Below are 14,217 nucleotides of genomic sequence, written 5' to 3' on the forward strand. Positions count from 1 at the left end.
TTCAGCTCTGTTGTTTATCTGTTTGTTTCCAGCCTACAGCCAGTCCCGTGTCGTAACGCAAGTCCACATACTCTGGCTGGCGCTCACCCTGCATCAACAGCGGGTATATATCGACAAATCGCTGTAAGCGGTCGATAAATTCGCTGCGCCCCAAATTCAGTTCAAGTTCATTGTTAAGTCTGACATGCCAGGCAAATCGTTCTGTCAGTACGAGTTCTGAAATGGAGAAACCACTTTGTTGCAACAAAGCCAACATCGCCCGATACCCATCCAGCGCAGCCTGCTCACTTCCCTGCGGCCCAAACAGGTCGGGTAACACCAATCCCTGAGGGACTCTGGCGACAAAGCTCTCCGCCTTGTCATTTAACAACATGTCCTGGTTCCATCGGGCTACCGCCACTTGCTCCACCAGATGGACCTGCAAATTATTGGGCCAGTCTTTACGCACCGAGGCCCGATAGACCCAAGGCAATGCCTCAATGTCTGCCTTCGCCTGCCTGACATCAAGCTGAAAAAAACTGCCGGGCTGATTCTGACGAACCGCCCTGTCAACATCCTGTGCCGAGATGAACTGAAAATCACCACTCAAACGGATCGCTTTGACCGGCAGCCGCTGTTCATCTTCCAGCCAGTCATTGAGCTGATAAACGCCATATCCGAGCATCAGCAGCACCGCAGCCAGAAAACCCAACCCCAGCCATAAACCCAGTCGTGGTTTTTCTCTGACCATTAACTGCGTCATCTTGCCCCCAGACTGGTTTGCAGTACCGCCAGGGATAACTGAGCAAAGTCAATCCCGGTGGCTTTTGCAGCCATTGGCACGAGGCTCTTGGCCGTCATGCCCGGAACCGTATTCACCTCAAGTAAATAGAACTGGCCCTGTTCATCCTGCATAAAGTCAACGCGGCCCCAGCCCTTTCCGTCCACCGCATGGAACGCTCGCTGGGCCAGTGTGGCAAGCTGTGCTTCAACCTCATCGGTTAACCCCGCGGGACAGAAATACTGCGTATTAGAAGCCTGATACTTGGCCTCATAATCGTAGAAATCCCGGGGAGTCTGCATACGGATTGAAGGTAGCGCCCGACCATGAAGCAGGCTGACGGTAAATTCCCGCCCCTGAATAAAGCGCTCCAGTAATACATCCGAGTCATATTCAAAGGCCTTGGTAATGGCAATGTGTAACGCCTCAGCGGTCTTCACTTTCGCCATGCCGATACTTGAACCTTCTCGGGCTGGCTTAACCATGACCGTTCCGCCAAGCCGCTCAATTATATCTTCACAACAGGCAGCATCAAAGGTGGATTTTTCGGCCACCACAAAATCGCTGGTCGGTAAGCCAAGACTTTGCCATACCTGCTTGCTACGTACTTTATCCATGGCCAGCGCTGAGCCCAGGACGCCAGTCCCGGTATAGGGTAAACCCAGTAACTGCAACGCACCTTGCATGCTGCCATCTTCCCCACCCCGGCCATGAAGCATAATCACGACGCGGTCAAACTGGTCGTCCAGCAAATCAGACAAGGGCCTTTGGGCAGGGTCAAAAGCATGTGCATCCACACCGTATTCTTGCAGGGCTTGCAACACCGCAGTACCGGACTTCAGAGATACCTCACGCTCAGCGGAACTTCCACCGAACATCACGGCCACTTTTCCAAAGTCAGAAATGTGCATCAGTCGTGCTCCTGTGAAGATTGCATCGCAACCACGTCTAATTTCAGGGCCTGCAGTTTTTTAGCCAGTCCACCGATATTGCCTGCGCCCTGTGTCATGACCAGATCGTTGTCCTCCATCACGCCAGCCAGCACCCGGGGTAATTCGTTCACATCGGCCACATAAACCGGTTCTATTTCTCCGCGCTGACGAATGGAGCGGCATAAGGACTTACTGTCCACGCCTTCAATGGCAGGCTCACCAGCGGAGTAAATTTCCAGTAATAACAGCACATCGACCTGTGATAAGACGCGTACAAAGTCCTCATAAAGGTCTCGGGTTCGCGAGTACCGATGGGGCTGATAGGCCATCACCAGCCGTCTATCTGGCCAATTAGCCCGTGCTGTGGCGATGGTTGCCTCCACCTCGGTGGGATGATGACCGTAATCGTCCACCAGAATCGCTTTACCCTTACCGGTATCGTATTCCCCGAGGTACTCAAAGCGCCTGCCAATTCCCTCAAAAGATGATAAGGCATCCACAATGGCTTGCTCGTTAAGCCCCTCTTCCAGTGCCACGGCAATTGCTGCCAGGGCATTCAGTACATTGTGCCGGCCCGGCAGTCCGAGTTTCACTTCAAAGTCATGACCACTGCTGGTCTGTACCCGGAAACAACTGTGATTGAACCCATGACGCACCTCCACAGCACGCACATCGCGCTGTTCAGAAAAACCATAGGTGAGCGTCTGACGACCAATCCGCGGCAACAAATCCCGGACCACAGGGTCATCGCCGCAGACAACCGCCAGTCCATAAAAAGGGAGGTTATGGAGAAACTCTACATAGGTATCCAGCATTCGTTGGAAGTCGCCTTCATAAGTGCCCATATGATCCGCTTCGATATTGGTCACCACCGACACCATAGGCTGCAAATGTAAGAAGGACGCATCGCTTTCATCGGCCTCGGCAATCAGGTAGCGACTGCTTCCCAGACGGGCATTGGTGCCAGCACTATTAAGCAGTCCACCAATAACAAAAGTCGGATCTTTATCCGCATGGGCAAAAATGGTGGCCAACAGACTGGTGGTGGTCGTTTTGCCATGGGTTCCGGCAACCGCGATACCATGGCGAAAGCGCATCAGTTCAGCAAGCATTTCAGCACGGCGAATAACTGGCACCCGTGTTTCCCGGGCCGCCTGTATTTCCGGGTTATGTGGGTCAATCGCACTGGACACCACCACCACATCGACACCCTGTATGTTTTCCTGTTGATGACCAATAAAGACACGGGCGCCTTTTTCTTCGAGACGTCGGGTCATGGCGCCGGATTGCAGATCCGAGCCAGAGATTTGATACCCTTCATTAAGAAGCACCTCCGCAATGCCTCCCATACCGGCACCACCAATACCAATAAAGTGAATACGCTTAATTCTGCGCATTTCCGGTACCGCATAGGCCGTTTTTACTGTCATACATTTTGCTCCACTAGATACCGACAACATTCTGCAACCTGTGCGGTTGCATCCGGACGGGCAACGGTTCGGGCTGCCCGGCGCATGGACTCAAGTGAATGGGGATCACTGATTAACTGTTCCAGCCTCAGCCTGAAGGCCTCATCATTGAGGGTCTGCTGAGGTGCCAGAATGGCCGCCCCCGCCTCCACCAGTACCTGCGCATTCTTAGTCTGATGATCATCCACTGCGTGGGGCAAGGGAACGAAAACCGCAGGTAAACCCGCCAGGGCCACCTCGGAAACCGTTAACGCCCCTGCCCTGCAAATGATCATATCCGCCCACCCAAAGGCTCCCGCCATATCGGTAATAAAGTCATCCACCCGCACAGTCGTTTCCTCTTGCAACTGTTGTCGGTAGGCATTTTCCACCTGCTTTTGGTTGCCTTTACCACACTGGTGCCATACTTCTATCTTCTCCAACTTTCCCAGCACTGTCGGCATCGACTGATTCAGAGCCCTGGCCCCCAGACTGCCACCCACCACCAGCACCCTCACTCTGTCTGTGTCTTGCACCGACCTGCGCGTAATACCATCAAAGGCCTCTCGCACCGGATTGCCTACCCATTGATACTTCTCTTCATCGCGCTCACCAAAGGCTCCAGAGAAACCCATCAGCACTTTACTGGCCAGATGCTGCAACACCTTATTGGTCATGCCGGGAACCGCGTTTTGTTCATGGATAATCAGCGGTTTTCTGGTCAGCCAGGCGGCGATACCACCCGGTCCACTGGCGAATCCTCCCATCCCCAGCACCAGATCAGGCTGGCACTGGCGAATCACGTTACGAGCCTGCCAGATGGCCCGGACAAGCTGAAACGGCGCCGTGAGAAGCCGTAACAACCCATTCCCTCTGACGCCCTGTACCGACAAAAAGGAAATCGGATACCCGGCTTTGGGTACAATCTCTGCTTCCATGCGTGTCGCGGTACCCAGCCAGTGAATCTGCCAGCCGGATGTTTTCAGATAATCTGCCACTGCAAGCCCGGGGAAAATGTGACCACCGGTGCCGCCAGCCATGATTAACAGCGTTCGGGTCATGGCCGGCCCCCCCGCTTTTTATCATCACTGATCGCCTGCACACCATCCATACGCAATTCAAAGTCGATACGCACCAGGATGGCAACCGCCACGCTCATCAGAATAATGCTATTGCCACCATAACTGACCAAAGGTAACGTCAGCCCCTTGGTCGGCAGCATACCAGCGCTGGCACCCACATTGACGGTTGTCTGAAACGCAAACCAGATACCAATGGAATGAGCCAGATAACCTTCAAATGGTCGCTCCTGCTGCAATGCAAGATTGCCCAGTTTAAGCGCCTTGAGGACCAGCATCATTAACAAAGCCAAAACCGCACAAACACCAACAAAACCAAGTTCCTCTGCAAGGATCGCCATGATGAAATCGGTATGGGCCTCCGGCAGGTATTCTAACTTTTGCAGGCTATTTCCCAGCCCCTGCCCAAAGACATGCCCACGACCGTAGGCCATCAAGGACTGTGTCAGCTGATATCCGCTACCGAAAGGGTCCGCCCAGGGATCCAGAAAAGCGGTAATCCGTCTTAAGCGGTATTCTTCAAACATAATCAGTGCCACGACAGCGCACAGACCGCTGAGCAACAGGCCAAAGAACTGCCACAATTTCGCCCCGGCAAGGAAAAGCAGTCCAACCGTGGTGGCAAACATCACCACCACCGTGCCTAAATCCGGTTGCATCAACAGCAGCAGCGCTAACAGAAATAGCACGGCCAGAGGCTTAATAAAGCCTTTAAGGTTCTCTGTGACTTCCTCATACCGGCGCACCAGGTAACCGGCCAGATAGCAAAAGAAAAACAGCTTCGCCGGTTCGGCAGCCTGGATGGTTAAGGGTCCGATTGCCAGCCAGCGAGTAGCGCCGTTAACCGTGCGCCCGGCGACTAACACCGCGACCAACAGCAACAAAGAGAGCAGTAACAAATAGACGTTACTGGATTGCCACCAACGCATAGGTAGTTGCAGTGTGACCAGTGCCGCCACCATTGCCAGCAACAAATAAATGCCGTGACGGATAGCAAAATGAAAAGGATTGTCGAAAAGCCTGTCAGCAGCCGGCATAGAAGCTGACGTAACCACCATCAGGCCGATACTCATCAATGCCAGGGCAATGAGTAAAAAACCGATATCATAGGGGCGCTTACCCTGCGCATTATGGCGCAGCTGAAACAAACGCTGAAGATGATTAGCAGAGGTCGACACGCTCATGCGAGAGCCTCCACTGCATCGGTGAACACGTGCCCGCGGTGCTGATAATTGTCGAACATATCCAAACTGGCACAGGCTGGTGAGAGCAACACCATATCGCCATCGCCGGCCAGCGACGCTGCCGCAGCAACGGCAGCCTGCATGCTTGCCACTCTAAGCGCACCGGGCTTGAGCACAGCGATTTTTTCGGCATCTTTGCCAAGGCAAATGAGTTTATCCACAGATTTCAGAGCATGCTGTAACAGGGAAAAATCCGCGCCTTTCCCATCTCCGCCAGCAATTAACAACAGCTGCCCCTGCACCATAGGGCGCAATCCAGCTATGGCCGCCTCTGTCGCGCCGATGTTGGTGCCTTTAGAATCGTTTATCCATACCACACCCTTGTGTTCACGCACTTTTTCACAGCGGTGAGGCAGTCCCGTAAAGGCTCTCGCAGCGGCCACCACGCCCTGACTGGTCGCGCCCCCGGCAAATGCCAGTGCGGCCGCAGCCTGAATGTTTAACAAATTGTGCTGCCCAACTAACTGACAGGTTGAAAACTCAAGCAAATCTTCGTTCTGATAGCGGATCATTCCGGTAGCGGATTGATAACCTATATCCCTTGTCGACTCTCCGAGACCAAAGCTGATTTGAGGCTGGGTGTTGTCGGTGTCTGCATCAGGCAGGGTCTGTGGGTCGTCCCGATTGACCACCAGCAATCCGGCGTGACGATAGATACGTAGTTTGGCCTGCCGGTACGCCTCCATATCCGTATAACGATCCAAATGATCCGGACTCAGGTTTAGCACCGTCGCGGCAAGCATGGATAAGGAGCTCAGCGTCTCCAGTTGAAAGCTGGATAGCTCCAGGACCGCCACCTCATAATCACGCTCCAGCAAATCCAGCGCCGGTGTACCGATATTTCCGCCCGACACAGCGCGGATGCCGCTGTGCTCAAGCATTGCCGTTACCAACTGAGTGACGGTGCTTTTACCGTTGGAGCCGGTGACAGCCAGCACTGGCCTGTGATTAAAGCGGGCGAAGAGTTCGACGTCACCGATCACCTCAACCCCTGCTGCGAGAGCACGTTGGATAGCCGGTTCGCTGAGCGGCACGCCCGGACTCAGAATGATCAGTGATGTGGCTGACAACAATGCGCCGTCAAAGGGACCAAGGTTCACCTCAACCGACTCCGGCAAGGTCAGATTGAGGTCGCTACGACTGTCAAAAGCAGTAACCTTTGCACCCTGGGCTAGCAGAAATCGCACACAGGAGTGCCCGGTCAGTCCTAAACCGACCACAGCAACCTGTTGATTTTGTAGAGCCCGTTGCATCTATCGTTACCTGAGTTTCAATGTAGCCAGCCCGATCAGTACAAGGATCAGGGAAATAATCCAGAACCTCACAATCACGCGAGGCTCCGGCCAACCTTTGAGTTCGTAGTGGTGATGTATGGGTGCCATGCGGAAAATACGTTCTCCACGCAACTTATACGAGCCCACCTGCAAAATAACCGACAGGGCTTCGATGACAAAAACGCCCCCCATAATTAACAGCACCAGCTCCTGACGAACCAGCACGGCGAGAATGCCCAGCGCACCGCCCAGTGCCAGTGAGCCCACATCTCCCATAAACACCATGGCCGGGTATGTGTTAAACCACAGGAATCCCAGACCGGCACCAACAATGGCTGTACAGATGATGACCAGCTCACTGGTCAGGGGAATAAAGGGGATGTTCAGATACCCTGAAAAATTTACGTTCCCCGTTACATAAGCAAACACCGCAAAGGCACCGGCAACCAGGATAGTCGGGACAATCGCCAGGCCATCCAATCCATCTGTCAGGTTCACCGCATTACTGGTGCCCACCAGCACGAAATAGGTCAGCACGATGTAAAACATCCCTAACTGTGGCATGACATCTTTAAAGAAGGGGACGATAAGAGCGGTTTCCGGCGCTTGTTGGCTGCTGCTATACAGATAAAACGCCACCAGCAGGGCAACCGCGGAGAGCCAGAAGTATTTCCAGCGGGCGATGAGTCCCTTGGCGTCTTTACGCACAACTTTACGATAATCATCCACAAAGCCAATAAGGCCGTAACTGAGGATGACAAACAGCGACACCAGTACATAGCGATTACTCAAATCTGCCCACAGCAGAGTACTGGCCGTAATGGTCGCCACGATCAATACGCCACCCATGGTCGGAGTGCCCGATTTGGATAAATGGGACTGCGGCCCATCGTCGCGCACGGTCTGACCAATCTGCAACTTCTGCAGCCAGCGAATCATTACCGGGCCCAGCATCACAGACAGGATCAATGCCGTCAGGGTACTGAGAATGGCCCTGAACGTGAGATAGGAAAAGACATTGAAGCCTGTATTGAACTGTTGCAACCAGTCCGTCAGCCAGATCAGCATGCAATTCGCTCCCGCTGACGCTCAAGCTTTCCCAATGGTGAGGCCTCAATCAGCGCCACAACCTGTTCCATACGCGCGCTGCGCGAGCCTTTAATCAGAATACTGATATCACGCTTTTCACCCTCTACCTGCTGCTGCAGATAGTCCACCAACATCTCTTTGTCAGTGAAGTGCTTACCGGCCTGCGCAAACTGATCGCTGGCATGCTGGCTGAGAACCCCTACACTGAAGAGATTGTCAATGCCCTGCTCTTTGGCGTAGGTGCCCATTTCTTCATGATAAAAGCGGGCTTTCTCTCCAAGCTCAGCCATATCACCGAGGACCAACACCCGACGGCCGCTGAAACTGGCGAGCAAATCAATGGCGGCCCGGGTAGACGCCACATTGGCGTTATAACTGTCATCAATCAGCCTGACCTGGTTGGTCAACTGACGAATATTCAGCCGCCCTGTCACCTTCGCCATTTGTAACAGTCCCATTTTCACATCTTCAAGGGTCGCACCAACGGCCATCGACAACGCCGCTGCACATAGCGCATTGGTGACGTTGTGCATACCCGGCACCACCAGGGAAATATCTACGCTTCCCTGCGGCGTATTCATCTGGAACTGGGCACAACCATCCATGCCCAGAATTACATCTTCTGCATAAAAGTCACCCTGGTGCTCCGAAAATGTCTGAATACGTTTGTCATGCAATTTACCCTGCCAAAAAGACATAAACTGACTGTCGGCATTGAGTACCGCAAGGCCTTTTTCGGGTAAGCCCTTAAAGATTTCACTTTTGGCTCTGGCCACCCCCAACAGGCTGCCAAAGCCTTCCAGATGAGCCGCCGCGGCATTAACAATGGTGGCCGCATCAGGTCGGGTCAGCGATGTGGTGTAGGCGATTTCCCCCAAATGATTGGCCCCCATCTCCACCACGGCAAAATCGTGCTCTTCGGTCAGCTCTAACAGTGTCAGGGGCACGCCGATTTCATTGTTAAAGTTACCTTTCGTTGCCAGCACTTTGCCTTTGCGCGAAAGGATACAGGCCACCATCTCTTTGACCGTGGTCTTGCCACTACTGCCGGTAATACCAACCACTTTGACCTTTGCCAATTGTCGGATAGCGCCGGCTAATTGTCCCAGTGCCTGAGTGGTATCCTCAACCACAATGCAGGGCAACGTGGTGTCAACCGCCCGCGACACTATCAATGCACTGGCCTCTTTCTCAGCTGCCTGATGAACAAAACCATGGCCATCAAAATTAGGACCGGTCAGCGCTACAAACAAAGCACCGGCTTCGAGTTGTCGGGTATCGGTGCTCACTTTTTCAATCGTCAGATTCTCTCCCTCTAACCTGCCATTGACTTGTTGAGCAATCCATTCGAGTGTCACCGGAATCATGCGTTGTTCCCCCTGATCAATGTGGCTGCATACTCACGTTCGTTATAATTAATTTTATTGTCCCCTATCACCTGATAGGGCTCGTGACCTTTACCGGCTAACAGGATCAGATCACCGTCTTTGGCCTGAGCAAAGAGTTGACGGATAGCGGTCTTGCGATCCAGTTCCACCAGCGCGTTGTCTGGAGATTGCATACCGCCAAGAATCTCTCTGGCAATGACCATCGGGTCTTCAGAGCGACTGTTATCATTGGTAATCATCACCACATCCGCGCCCTGCTCTGCAATTTTTCCCATCAAGGGTCGTTTACCCTTGTCGCGATCACCACCGCAGCCAAACAGACAATACACTTTGCCCATGGCATGTTGACGCAGCGCCGCCAGTGCTTGTTGCAGGCCATCCGGTGTATGCGCGTAATCCACTATCAGTGCCCCATGTCCGCGCTGATAGAAAACCTCCAGTCGTCCCGGCACCGGTTTCAAAGACGGGATGGCCGCCAGCAAAGATTTGAGATCCGCACCAAGAACAAGCTGAGTGGAAACCGCCCCCAGCAGGTTGAGCACATTAAACTGCCCCATCAAAGGAGATAACACCTCAGCGCTTCCCCAACTGGTGTCTAACTGTATGCGCGCGCCGTGGGGCAGGTACTCTACCTGGGATGCCATCACATACTGGCACTGTGGATGCTTTGGCTGCCCCTCACCATAAAACACACTACGCAGGCGGTTGCCGCCAACTGCCAGCCAGTTTTCACTTTCTGAGTCCTGCTGATTCAGCACCATCGCCTGCAACCCCGGCTGATTCAGTAAGAGACGCTTGGCCGCCGCATACTGGTTCATGCTGCCATGGTAGTCGAGGTGATCGCGAGTGAGATTCGTGAATACCGCCACATCCGTTTTGATGCTGGCAATCCGGTGTTGCACCAATGCGTGTGACGATGCTTCCATCGCCACCAGGTTGGCTCCCTGCTGCTGCATTTCCCTGAGCAACCGTTGCATATTGATGGCATCGGGTGTGGTGTTCCCCAAGTCCTCCAGCGCCCCTTCCAGACCAGCTCCGAGTGTACCGATAGTGCCGGCTTTTTCACCAAGCAGGCGGGTCAGTTGTGCAATCAATTGTACCGTTGAGGTTTTACCATTTGTCCCTGTAACCGCCGCCACCTGTAACGCATTGGCAGGATGGTGATAGAATTCCGCTGCCAGGGCAGAAAGACACTCGCCAAGGCGATAAAACTGGACAATCAGCGATTGTTCGCGCATTTCCATCTGGCCGTGCTGCTCCGGCTGATCGGCCTGAGCCAGAATAGCCTTCGCACCCAGACTGACAGCCTGGGGAATAAAATCCCGTCCATCCAGCTGATGCCCCTTCAGTGCGACAAACAGGTTGTGGATAGCGACATCGCGGCTATCCAGTACAATGCGAGCCACCTCAATAGAGGGGGCTTCAATGCCAAAGGGCAACAACAAACGGCGCAAATCCATCGCGTTATCAGGAGTCATGCTGCGCTCCCCCACTCACCGCCGCCAGTGAAGACACCGCTTTATCATCAGGCGGAATATTCAGCATCTGCAAAGCGCCGGACATAATCCGGGAAAAGGTAGGAGCGGCCGTATCCCCGGCATAATAGAGATCGCCGCCGGGTTCATTAATCAATACGACTACCACTAACTCGGGGTTTGATACCGGTGCCAGCCCCGCAAAAATATTGACATATTCTTCACCGTAGCCACCCGCCACCGCTTTGCGGCTGGTACCCGTCTTGCCAGCAACCCGGTACCCATGAATCTGAGCCTTAGGCGCTGTGCCACCATCCATCACCACCGTTTCCAGCATGTGCACCATGGCGCGGGCATATTCCGGTGAGATCACAGACTCACCTTCAGGCTCCGCAGTGGCATTGGACTTAATCACTTTAAGGGGCAGTTTGTAGCCATCATTGGCAATGGTGCTGTACATTCTGGCAAGCTGCAGGGTGGTCACAGACAGGCCGTAGCCAAATGAGAGCGTGGCCAGCTCAAAGTCAGACCAACGGCGGCGCTCGTGAAAAATCCCTCCGCTTTCCCCTATGAGGCTGGTACCGGTGTCACCAACCAGACCAAATTGATAATAATTGTCAATAAAATGATTTTTGGGCACCGATAACGCCAGTTTTGAGGTACCCATGTTACTGGATTTGCGGATAACACCCGTCAGGTCCAGTTTGCCGTGATTCTTGCCATCCTGCACCATGCTGCCACCGATACGCATCCAACCCGGAGACGTATCCAGGGTATCCTCCAGCTCTACCGTGCCAAATTCCAGTGCCGCTAACACCGCCAGAGGCTTAGCCGTTGAGCCGGGTTCAAAGGTATCGGTAATGGCGCGATTGCGGATCCGATGTGCAGAAACATTGCTACGATTGTTCGGATTAAAAGAGGGGCTGTTCACCATTGCCAGCACATCCCCGGAATGCACATCTATTACTACCGCAGAGCCCGAAGCCGCCTTATAAGTTCCGACTGCCAGTTTCAATTCTCTGTATGCCAGAGCCTGAATACGCTGATCGATGGTCAGTTGCAAATCCTTGCCTGCATGGCCCTGGGTCTGCTCCAGTATTTCTACCTGTCGTCCTTTGGCATCACGACGAATCTGGCGGGTTCCCGGTGTACCGGTTAACCACTTGTCATAGAGCCGCTCGATACCTTCAATACCTTTGTCATCCACATCCGTAAAACCAATCAGCTGGGCAATCGTTTCTCCGGCAGGGTAATAGCGGCGTGATTCATCACGCAAATAGATTCCGGGCAGATCAAGCTCCTCAACATAGTCCGCCATGGCGGAGGAGACTTGTCGCTGAATGTAGACAAAACGCTTTTTAGGATCGCCCAGGCGACTGGTGATATGGGGTAATTCCTGCCCTAATACATCCGCTAAAGCCTGCCAGCGACGCTGATCTGAGAAACCGCCATTGGCATGAATCACTTTAGGGTCTGCGTAGATGGCTCGAACCGGTATACTGACCGCCAGCTCTTCACCGTTGCGGTCGCTGATAATACCGCGATGAGCGCGGGTGACACGCACGCGCTTGGTACGATTGTCGCCCTGCTGAATCAGCGAATCTGGCTCAATCACCTGAATATAGGCGGCACGCACCACTAAGGCGGAAAAGACCCCGACCACCACCGTTGCAACGAGAATAAAGCGCCACTCCAACAGCCGTGGGCGTGAATTCTGCTTGGCATGGGCTGAACGCTTGTTCATCGGATCCTCACCACCACTTCATCTGCCGGCTCGGGGCGGCGCATGTTCAGTTCTTTGGCTGCCATGGATTCGAGCCGGTTATGTTCAGTCAACGCACTTTGCTCCAGCACCAAATGACGCCATTCAACATCAAGCTGATCACGTTGCTGCATCTGTTGCTCATGACCGATGGCCAACTGGCGGTTGAGGTGGGCACTGAGGATCACCGCCAGTGCACTGAGCACCACCATTAAAAACAACAAAACCCGCCCGGGGTGGCGAGTCAGATCTGTCCAGATAAGACTGATAAGATTGAACTGGGGGCTGAGCGTCTTCATAGTTTCTCTGCCACCCTGAGCACAGAGCTGCGTGCCCGATTATTGATTTTGAGTTCTGCTTCTGAGGGCATCATGGCTTTGCCCACCAGTCGCATTGCCTTACCTTCATCGAGTTCTGCACTGGTTACCGGTAGCCTTGCCGGCACCTGCTTACCGCGACTTTGCTCGCGCATGAAACGTTTGACCAGCCTATCTTCCAAAGAGTGAAAGCTGATTACGGCCAGCCTGCCACCCGATTTCAGCGCGTGAAGAGCGCCTTTCAGTGCCTGCTTTACCTCATCCAGCTCACTGTTCACATAGATGCGAATCGCCTGAAAACTGCGTGTGGCCGGGTGCTTATGCTTGTCACGAAAGGGCACCGCTTCATCGATAAGGGCGGCCAGTTGGGCCGTGCGGGTGAGCGGCTGCGCTTCTCGCGTTGTGACGATGGCATGGGCGATGCGCCTTGCAAAACGTTCTTCACCGAACTCTTTTAACACCTGTACGATATCTTCCAACTCTGCGACGGCCAGCCACTGGGCAGCACTGATACCGGCTGTCGGGTCCATACGCATATCGAGTGGTCCATCACGCATAAAACTGAATCCCCGCTCAGCATCATCCAACTGAGGGGAAGACACACCAAGATCCATCAGCACCCCATCAAGTTGACCACTGAGATCCAGTTGTTCGACCACATCCTGTAACCGGGAAAAGGGGCTGTGTACAATGCTAAATCGTTGGTCGTCGGCTAAGGAGGTGGCCGCGTCGATGGCCGCAGGATCGCGGTCTAATGCGATCAGGCGTCCGTTGTCACCGAGCTGCTGTAGAATGGCACGGGAATGCCCGCCACGACCAAAGGTGGCGTCCAGATAGATACCGTCGGGCTTAATAGCCAGGGCTTGCAGAGATTCCTGCAACAACACTGACTGATGTGCTTGTTGTTCGGACATTACAAAGAAAAGTCCTGCAATCGCTCGGTTAGTTCAAAGCCGCCTTGCTGTTCAGTATCAATATCCTGATGAATCTGTTGCTGCCAGGTATCCGCATCCCACAACTCGAACTTATTCAGTTGTCCCACCAACATCAGCTGCTTTTCAAGGTGGGCATGCTGACGCAGCGGTGCTGACAAAAGAAATCGACCATTGCTGTCCATCGTGCCCTCAAGGGCGTAACCCAGCAAAAGGCGCTGTAAACGACGTTCATGAGGATTCATACTGGAGAGACGACTGAGTTTGAGTTCAATCTCTTCCCATTCGGAGAGTGGGTAAAGCAGCAAACAGGGTTGTTGTATATCAATGGTACACACCAACTGTCCCTGACAATCATCCAGCAGTGTCTGGCGATAACGAGTCGGAACTGTTACACGTCCTTTACTGTCGAGATTGATTGCATTAGCGCCGCGGAACATTCCCCTAGCCTTCTTATTAAAATTGTTTTTTCCACTTTTTGCCACTTTTACCCACAGATGACAGTTTAGGTACCACC

Annotated in this window: 13 protein-coding genes; all 13 read right to left on the reverse strand. The window is 53.5% G+C overall.

Annotated elements, in window-relative coordinates; all coding sequences use genetic code 11:
- Position 1: 1 nt before the first annotated feature.
- From CCY32_RS07485 to mraZ, 13 genes are read right to left on the reverse strand one after another with little or no spacing between them, the layout of a single operon-like run.
- Positions 2 to 742, reverse strand: a complete 741-nt coding sequence (locus tag CCY32_RS07485) for a cell division protein FtsQ/DivIB (RefSeq protein WP_088329975.1) — start codon at positions 740 to 742, stop codon at positions 2 to 4.
- Positions 739 to 1,671 (reverse strand): D-alanine--D-alanine ligase, encoded by a 933-nt coding sequence (locus CCY32_RS07490; RefSeq protein WP_088329976.1) that lies wholly within the window; start codon positions 1,669 to 1,671, stop codon positions 739 to 741. The genes CCY32_RS07485 and CCY32_RS07490 overlap by 4 nt, the downstream gene beginning before the upstream one ends.
- Complete coding sequence (gene murC / locus CCY32_RS07495) at positions 1,671 to 3,122, reverse strand: UDP-N-acetylmuramate--L-alanine ligase (RefSeq protein WP_088329977.1); 1,452 nt, start codon at positions 3,120 to 3,122, stop codon at positions 1,671 to 1,673. The genes CCY32_RS07490 and murC overlap by 1 nt, the downstream gene beginning before the upstream one ends.
- Positions 3,119 to 4,201: an undecaprenyldiphospho-muramoylpentapeptide beta-N-acetylglucosaminyltransferase gene (murG, locus tag CCY32_RS07500; protein WP_088329978.1), complete on the reverse strand. Its 1,083-nt coding sequence runs from the start codon at positions 4,199 to 4,201 to the stop codon at positions 3,119 to 3,121. Before murG ends, murC begins: the two co-directional genes overlap by 4 nt.
- Positions 4,198 to 5,403, reverse strand: a complete 1,206-nt coding sequence (ftsW, locus tag CCY32_RS07505; RefSeq protein ID WP_088329979.1) for a cell division protein FtsW — start codon at positions 5,401 to 5,403, stop codon at positions 4,198 to 4,200. Before ftsW ends, murG begins: the two co-directional genes overlap by 4 nt.
- Entirely contained in the window at positions 5,400 to 6,716 is a 1,317-nt protein-coding gene (gene murD, locus CCY32_RS07510) for a UDP-N-acetylmuramoyl-L-alanine--D-glutamate ligase (protein WP_088329980.1), read from the reverse strand. Before murD ends, ftsW begins: the two co-directional genes overlap by 4 nt.
- Positions 6,717 to 6,722: 6 nt before the next feature.
- Positions 6,723 to 7,805, reverse strand: a complete 1,083-nt coding sequence (gene mraY / locus CCY32_RS07515; RefSeq protein ID WP_088329981.1) for a phospho-N-acetylmuramoyl-pentapeptide-transferase — start codon at positions 7,803 to 7,805, stop codon at positions 6,723 to 6,725.
- Positions 7,799 to 9,193, reverse strand: coding sequence for a UDP-N-acetylmuramoyl-tripeptide--D-alanyl-D-alanine ligase (gene murF, locus CCY32_RS07520; protein ID WP_088329982.1), 1,395 nt, complete (start codon positions 9,191 to 9,193; stop codon positions 7,799 to 7,801). Before murF ends, mraY begins: the two co-directional genes overlap by 7 nt.
- Positions 9,190 to 10,692 (reverse strand): UDP-N-acetylmuramoyl-L-alanyl-D-glutamate--2,6-diaminopimelate ligase, encoded by a 1,503-nt coding sequence (murE, locus tag CCY32_RS07525; RefSeq protein ID WP_088329983.1) that lies wholly within the window; start codon positions 10,690 to 10,692, stop codon positions 9,190 to 9,192. The genes murF and murE overlap by 4 nt, the downstream gene beginning before the upstream one ends.
- A complete protein-coding gene (locus CCY32_RS07530; protein ID WP_088329984.1) occupies positions 10,682 to 12,433 on the reverse strand; it encodes a penicillin-binding transpeptidase domain-containing protein in 1,752 nt (583 codons plus the stop codon). The genes murE and CCY32_RS07530 overlap by 11 nt, the downstream gene beginning before the upstream one ends.
- Complete coding sequence (gene ftsL, locus CCY32_RS07535; protein WP_088329985.1) at positions 12,430 to 12,750, reverse strand: cell division protein FtsL; 321 nt, start codon at positions 12,748 to 12,750, stop codon at positions 12,430 to 12,432. Before ftsL ends, CCY32_RS07530 begins: the two co-directional genes overlap by 4 nt.
- The gene (rsmH, locus tag CCY32_RS07540; RefSeq protein WP_088329986.1) at positions 12,747 to 13,682 is read right to left on the reverse strand and encodes a 16S rRNA (cytosine(1402)-N(4))-methyltransferase RsmH; all 936 of its coding nucleotides are present in this window, start codon (positions 13,680 to 13,682) and stop codon (positions 12,747 to 12,749) included. The genes ftsL and rsmH overlap by 4 nt, the downstream gene beginning before the upstream one ends.
- A complete protein-coding gene (gene mraZ / locus CCY32_RS07545) occupies positions 13,682 to 14,140 on the reverse strand; it encodes a division/cell wall cluster transcriptional repressor MraZ (protein ID WP_088329987.1) in 459 nt (152 codons plus the stop codon). Before mraZ ends, rsmH begins: the two co-directional genes overlap by 1 nt.
- Positions 14,141 to 14,217: the final 77 nt, after the last annotated feature.

The organism is Lacimicrobium sp. SS2-24, assembly GCF_002201535.1.
In the GTDB taxonomy this organism is placed as follows: domain Bacteria; phylum Pseudomonadota; class Gammaproteobacteria; order Enterobacterales; family Alteromonadaceae; genus Lacimicrobium.

Coding starts and splice junctions, on each gene's coding strand:
- CCY32_RS07485 (WP_088329975.1), bottom strand. CDS start 742: ATGACGCAGTTAATGGTCAGAGAAAAACCACGACTGGGTTTATGGCTG.
- CCY32_RS07490 (WP_088329976.1), bottom strand. CDS start 1,671: ATGCACATTTCTGACTTTGGAAAAGTGGCCGTGATGTTCGGTGGAAGT.
- murC (WP_088329977.1), bottom strand. CDS start 3,122: ATGACAGTAAAAACGGCCTATGCGGTACCGGAAATGCGCAGAATTAAG.
- murG (WP_088329978.1), bottom strand. CDS start 4,201: ATGACCCGAACGCTGTTAATCATGGCTGGCGGCACCGGTGGTCACATT.
- ftsW (WP_088329979.1), bottom strand. CDS start 5,403: ATGAGCGTGTCGACCTCTGCTAATCATCTTCAGCGTTTGTTTCAGCTG.
- murD (WP_088329980.1), bottom strand. CDS start 6,716: ATGCAACGGGCTCTACAAAATCAACAGGTTGCTGTGGTCGGTTTAGGA.
- mraY (WP_088329981.1), bottom strand. CDS start 7,805: ATGCTGATCTGGCTGACGGACTGGTTGCAACAGTTCAATACAGGCTTC.
- murF (WP_088329982.1), bottom strand. CDS start 9,193: ATGATTCCGGTGACACTCGAATGGATTGCTCAACAAGTCAATGGCAGG.
- murE (WP_088329983.1), bottom strand. CDS start 10,692: ATGACTCCTGATAACGCGATGGATTTGCGCCGTTTGTTGTTGCCCTTT.
- CCY32_RS07530 (WP_088329984.1), bottom strand. CDS start 12,433: ATGAACAAGCGTTCAGCCCATGCCAAGCAGAATTCACGCCCACGGCTG.
- ftsL (WP_088329985.1), bottom strand. CDS start 12,750: ATGAAGACGCTCAGCCCCCAGTTCAATCTTATCAGTCTTATCTGGACA.
- rsmH (WP_088329986.1), bottom strand. CDS start 13,682: ATGTCCGAACAACAAGCACATCAGTCAGTGTTGTTGCAGGAATCTCTG.
- mraZ (WP_088329987.1), bottom strand. CDS start 14,140: ATGTTCCGCGGCGCTAATGCAATCAATCTCGACAGTAAAGGACGTGTA.